Genomic DNA, 5,726 nt, shown 5'->3' with positions numbered 1-5,726 from the left:
GCCATGGGGACACGCGGTCGCGGTCCAGCGTTTCGGGCTGGGCTAGGCGATCCAACATCAGGTGCACCGCAGGTTCGGCATCCCGGGTCCAGGCATAGCACTGCTGTGTGGACAGGCACTTGGTCGCCGCCCGGCTCTGCGCGGTCGCGACTATGGCGGGGGCGTCGGCGCGTACCTGCTCGCCCTCCAGTGCAGGGTCGCGCAACGGGACCCCTGCCGATTCCGCGACGTCGCCGATGTCGGAGAGCCGGCCGTGCAGCCAGTCCCACGGCGCCGTCTTGACCTCGTCGGCCCAGTGCCGCTCGCTCGGCTCGACACCGTGGAAACTCGGATGGAAGTGCGCCGCCTGGAAGCCGCCCGGCAACCCGTCGACACGGTCGAACAGATCAGCCCGCCATACCGGCTGATCCGCGACGATCTTCTGAGCGGCCGACTCGGTGCCGCGATGCGGCTCGGGCGCCAGCAGCCGCAGCTCGAGGCGAACGCCGTGCTCCAGATGACTGTCCGTGAGGCTGACCTCGAACCAATGCCGCACCAGAACAGCGACTTCGTTGTAGACGAAGGCGTGTAGCACTGCGCCGCTCCTCTCAGAACTGCCAGACCGGTGGATGATCCACGCATTCCCGGCATTCTCCAACATCGTTACGAACAGGGCCATCGGCACCCCGCTCGCCGCCGGTGGAAGCCTCTGGTGCGGGCAGAGCCGTCTGGCGGCCGGGCGGCTCGCCGAACGCCTACCGGGTCCGGCGCCTCATGAGATCGGTTAAGTTGAGGTGTGCCGATGCTCTTCTTCGAGGTGACCGCACGCGGATGGGCCGATGGGGCTGCGTGACCGGGTCCGGCGGCTCATCCAGCGCCCCGGGACCATAGACCTGACACCCCTGCGCGCCACGGTGGCCGAGGCCGGTGCCCGCGAGGACCGCGTCCACGCGCTGTCAGACGCCGAGCTGACCGCCGCCGCGGCGGCCCTGCGCGAGGCCGGCGGCAAGGATCTCGCCGAGCTGTGCGCGCTCGGCCGCGAGGCGGCCCGCCGGGCGCTCGGCGAACGCCCGTTCGACGTCCAGCTCGTCGGGATGCTCGGCATGCTGTCCGGCCACGTCGTCGAAATGGCCACCGGTGAGGGCAAGACCCTCGCCGGCGCGCTCGCCGCGGCCGGCTACGCGCTGCGCGGGCGGCGGGTGCACGTCATGTCCGTCAACGACTACCTGGCCCGGCGTGACGCCGAATGGATGGAACCGCTCTACGCGCTGCTCGGCGTATCCGTCGCCTGGGTCGGTCAGAACTCCACTCCGGGCGAGCGCCGCCGGGCGTACGCGGCCGAGGTGACGTACGCCCCGGTGAGCGAGATCGGCTTCGACCTGCTGCGCGATCGGCTCTGTACCGATCCCGCCGACCGGGTGCTGCCCGCCCATGAGGTCGCCCTCATCGACGAGGCCGACTCGGTGCTGATCGACGAGGCCCGGGTGCCGCTGGTGCTGGCCGGCGCGGCGGAGCTGCGAGAGTCCGATCCCGCCTACGCCGAGATCGTACGGCTGCTGCTCTCCGGCGTGCACTACAAGGTCGACGACGAGCGCCGCAACGTCCAGCTGACCACCGCCGGCACCCAGGAGGTCGAACGCGCACTCGGCGGGATCGACCTCTACACCACCGAGCATGTCGAGACCCTCACCGGCGTCAACGTCGCGCTGCACGCCCACGTGCTGCTGCGCAGGGACGTCGACTACATCGTCCGTGACGGCAAGGTGCGCCTGATCAACGAGTCACGGGGCCGGGTCGCGCTTCTGCAGCGCTGGCCGGACGGGTTGCAGGCGGCCGTCGAGGCCAAGGAGGCGCTCGATCCCAGCGAGAGCGGCGAGATCCTCGACTCGGTGACCGTCCAGGGCCTGATCGGCGGGTACCCCTCGGTCTGCGGGATGACCGGCACCGCCGTGGCCGTCGCCGAGCAGCTCCGCGAGTTCTATCGGCTGGAGGTCGCGGTCGTCCCCCCGAACGTGCCCTGCGTCCGCGATGACGCGCCCGATCGGCTGTACGCCACCGTGACCGACAAGGAGGTGGCGCTCGTCGAGCACATCGCCGCCGTCCACGCCGAGGGCCGGCCGATACTCGTGGGCACCCTCGACATCGCCGAGTCCGAACGGCTGGCCCGGCGGCTCGAGCGCGCGCGGATGAGCTGCGTGGTCCTGAACGCCAAGAACGACGCCGCCGAGGCGGCCATCGTCGCCGAGGCCGGTACGTACGGCACCATCACGGTGTCCACACAGATCGCCGGCCGAGGCACCGACATCCGGCTGGGCGGGGCCGCGCCCACTCCGACGCACGCGGCCGAGGACGACGGCGATGGCGACGGCGATGGCGATGGCGACGGCAACGGAGACGGCGCGATTCGATCAGCCAGGGATCGGGTCGCCGAACTCGGCGGACTGTACGTCATCGGCACGGGCCGGCACCACAGCAGCCGGCTCGACGATCAGCTCCGAGGCCGCGCGGGACGGCAGGGGGATCCGGGCGGTTCGGTGTTCTTCGCCAGCCTCGAAGACGACCTGATCACGCAGTACGCCCCCGATGAGCGCCCCGACGCCACGCCGGACGTCGAGGGACGGATCGAGCACGCGAACGCCAAGTGGGTCGTCGGCCACGCCCAGCGGGTGGCCGAAGGCGTCGACCTGGAGATCCATCGCAACACCTGGCGCTACAGCCGGCTGATCGAGCTCCAACGCCGTGAGGTCCTCGCCGAACGCGACGAGGTGCTGCGCACCGAGGCCGCCGCGAAGTTCCTGGCCGAGCGCAGCCCGGACCGCTACGCCGAGCTCTCCGAGACGGTCGGCAAGCCCGCACTGGTCAGAGCCGCCAGGCAGATCGTGCTGTACCACCTGGACCGCTGCTGGACCGAGCACCTGGCCTATCTCGCCGATCTGCGCGAGGGCATCCATCTGCGCTCGCTCGCCCGTGGCCTGAATCCGCTCGACGAGTTCCACCGCGAGGCGGTCCCCGTCTACAAGCGGCTGCTCGGCGACGCACGCGACCGCGCCGTCAAGACCTTCGAGGCCCTCGCCCCCACCGCGGACGGCGAACTCGATCTGGACGACGCCGGCCTTCAGCGGCCCTCCGCCACCTGGACCTACCTCGTCCACGACAACCCCTTCGGCGGCATGGACGAACGGGCCATCAAGGGCCTGGTCGCGATGTTCAAGCGCCGCGGCGGTCGCTGAGGAGATCCGAACCACCGGCGTATCCATCCGAGGTCATACCGCGGCCGAGTGATTGCGATGCTCACCAATGGTCGCCTCGCGCCTTTTTCTGCTTCATCACCATTGATTGATGAAAACGGTTATCGATCGCAATACCTCTGGGCAGTTCATCCCGATAAATCTAATTTGTCCGCCTGACGTCACAACTCGTTCATGTGCCCGCTCCAGTCTGCTCCCCGGGGCCGGAAAAGATCCCGGCCGTTTGGAGAGAGCAAGACATGGGCCACGGCCACGATCACCACCACCACACTCACGAGCCCGCGGACCTGCCGCCGGTGCTCGACAGCTCGATTCCCGACGAGGCACTGCCTCCGGCGGACGTCTCCCGGCGCAACCTGCTGCGCGGAGCCGGCGTGCTGGGCGCCGGTGCCGCCGCGGCCGGTGTTCTCGGCGCCCCCGCGGTCGCGGCCGCGGCGCAGAGGGCGACCTCGCGGTCACCGCGAGGCGGCCGGGGCGACTACCTCTGGCTCGCCGGTGACCACCACATTCACACCCAGTACAGCTCCGACGGCTACTACCGCGTGATCGACCACGTCCGGCACGCGAACGCCTATGGCCTGGACTGGATGGTCATCACCGACCACGGCAGCAACGAGCACGCCAAGATCGGTGTTGACAAGGTCAACCCCGACATCGTCGCCGCCCGCAAGGCCATCGAGGACACCCTGGTCTTCCAGGGCCTGGAGTGGAACATCCCGGCCGCCGAGCACGGCACGGTGTTCGTCCACCCGGGCAAGAACGAGGTGGCGGTGCTCAAGGAGTTCGAGAACTCCTTCGACGGCAGCGTCAAGGGCGCCACGGCCCCCACGGCCGCCAACGAGGCGCTCGCCATCGCGGGCGTGAACTTCCTCGCCAAGGCGATCGACAAGCGCCGGGTGCAGGACGCGCTGTTCCTCGCCAACCACCCCGCACGCAAGGGTCTCGACACGCCGCACGAGATCCGCGGCTGGCGCGACGCGCAGCCCCGCATCGCCGTCGGCTTCGAGGGCGCGCCCGGCCACCAGGCGGCCGGCATCCCGAAGCCGCACGGGCCGGGCTCCGCGCGCGGCTTCTACGAGAACAGCGCCGGCCCCGAGTCCTGGGCGGCGTACCCGCCCGAGAGCTACCGGACCTTCGGCGGCTTCGACTGGATGACGGCCACCGTCGGCGGTCTGTGGGACAGCCTCCTGGCCGAGGGCAAGGCATGGTGGATCACGGCCAACTCCGACTCGCACGCGGTCTACGCCGACACCGCCGCCCGCGGCCCGAACTCCAACTTCCCGGTCAACGGTCGCTACGACGACCCGGTGTACTCCGGGGACCTCGCCCTCACCGCCGGTGACTTCTGGCCGGGCTACTACAGCCGCACGCATGTCGGCGCCGAGTCCTTCTCGTACGCGGCCGTCATGGACGCGATCCGGGCCGGCCGGGTCTGGGTCGACCACGGCAACCTGGTCAAGTCCCTGGACGTACGGGTGCGTGAGTCCAATGGCAGCACCCGTGGCGTCACGCTCGGCGACACGCTGCACGTGCGGCGCGGCGCCAAGGTCCAGCTCGTCATCGAGATCGAGCTGCCCGGCGGGCCCAACTGGGCGCAGTTCGCCCCGTCGCTCGCCCGGGTGGACGTCATCCAGGGCGACGTCACCGGTAAGGCCTCGGACAAGGACGCCTTCGTCGCTCCGAAGACCAAGGTGGTCAAGTCGTTCGAGGTCGGCAAGAACACCGGCACGGTGAAGCTGACGTACAGCCTCGGCGAGATCGACAAGCCGGTCTACGTGCGGCTGCGCGGCACCGACGGCAACCGCGTCGGCCCGGGCCCGCGCGGCGCCGCGGTCGACCCCAACGGTCCGCTGATCGACGTCGTCGGCGACGCCGACCCGTGGAAGGACCTGTGGTTCTACACCAACCCCATCTGGGTGCTGCCGGGACGATGAGACCAACTGCCGCACTCGGTATCGACGGCGGCTCCCGCACGCTCGGGGAGGCCGATCATCTCCTGATCGACCTCCCCGGACGGCTGGGCCTGCCCGAGGGCGTCGTCGGATACACCCATCTGATCAGCGGCCACCCGAACGTCACCGTCTCACTGTCACTGCCGGACGATGCGTTCCCGGCGAGTGGTGCGGCGGCACCCGGCCCGGCCGGGGCCGATCTGCTCGACCGGCTGCCCGAAGGTGTGGGGGCCGCGATGGGCGAACACCGCCGCGGTCCGGCCGAACATGCCGACGGCGCCGCGCTGGCCGCGGCCGAGCACGGGCGAACCGGACGCGCGGTCCTGTTCCCCGGTTCCTCTCTGCTGACCGGTACGCTCACCGTGGGCGAGATCCTCGACCGCTCGGCGATCGAGCGGATCGTCGTGCTCATGGGCGAGGAGCCGGACGCCGACGTCCTGGTCGACACACGCGATCACGTACGGCCGGAATGGCGGGACGGGCGGCTCACCCTGCTCGCACTCCCCGCCGGAAAGGGCGTCATCGCCCCCTACGAGGTGCCCAACCC

4 protein-coding genes are annotated in these 5,726 nt (G+C 70.3%); 3 read left to right on the top strand and 1 reads right to left on the bottom strand.

What is annotated here, in order from left to right:
* The coding region (locus HKK72_RS35110) for a hypothetical protein (RefSeq protein ID WP_187238719.1) at nucleotides 1-574 on the bottom strand (574 nt) is incomplete at its 3' end.
* Nucleotides 575-818: 244 nt separating this feature from the next.
* Between HKK72_RS35110 and secA2 the strand changes: the two genes are divergently transcribed.
* The 3 genes from secA2 to HKK72_RS35095 all read left to right on the top strand — a co-directional run.
* A complete protein-coding gene (gene secA2, locus HKK72_RS35105) occupies nucleotides 819-3,209 on the top strand; it encodes an accessory Sec system translocase SecA2 (RefSeq protein WP_187238718.1) in 2,391 nt (796 codons plus the stop codon).
* 257 nt (nucleotides 3,210-3,466) lie between these two features.
* Nucleotides 3,467-5,161, top strand: a complete 1,695-nt coding sequence (locus HKK72_RS35100; protein ID WP_187238717.1) for a PHP domain-containing protein — start codon at nucleotides 3,467-3,469, stop codon at nucleotides 5,159-5,161.
* The coding region (locus HKK72_RS35095) for a hypothetical protein (protein ID WP_187238716.1) at nucleotides 5,158-5,726 on the top strand (569 nt) is incomplete at its 3' end. The genes HKK72_RS35100 and HKK72_RS35095, both read left to right, overlap by 4 nt.

Source organism: Actinomadura sp. HBU206391 (genome assembly GCF_014323665.1).
In the GTDB taxonomy this organism is placed as follows: domain Bacteria; phylum Actinomycetota; class Actinomycetes; order Streptosporangiales; family Streptosporangiaceae; genus Actinomadura_C.
This window is presented reverse-complemented; position numbering and strand designations above follow the sequence as displayed.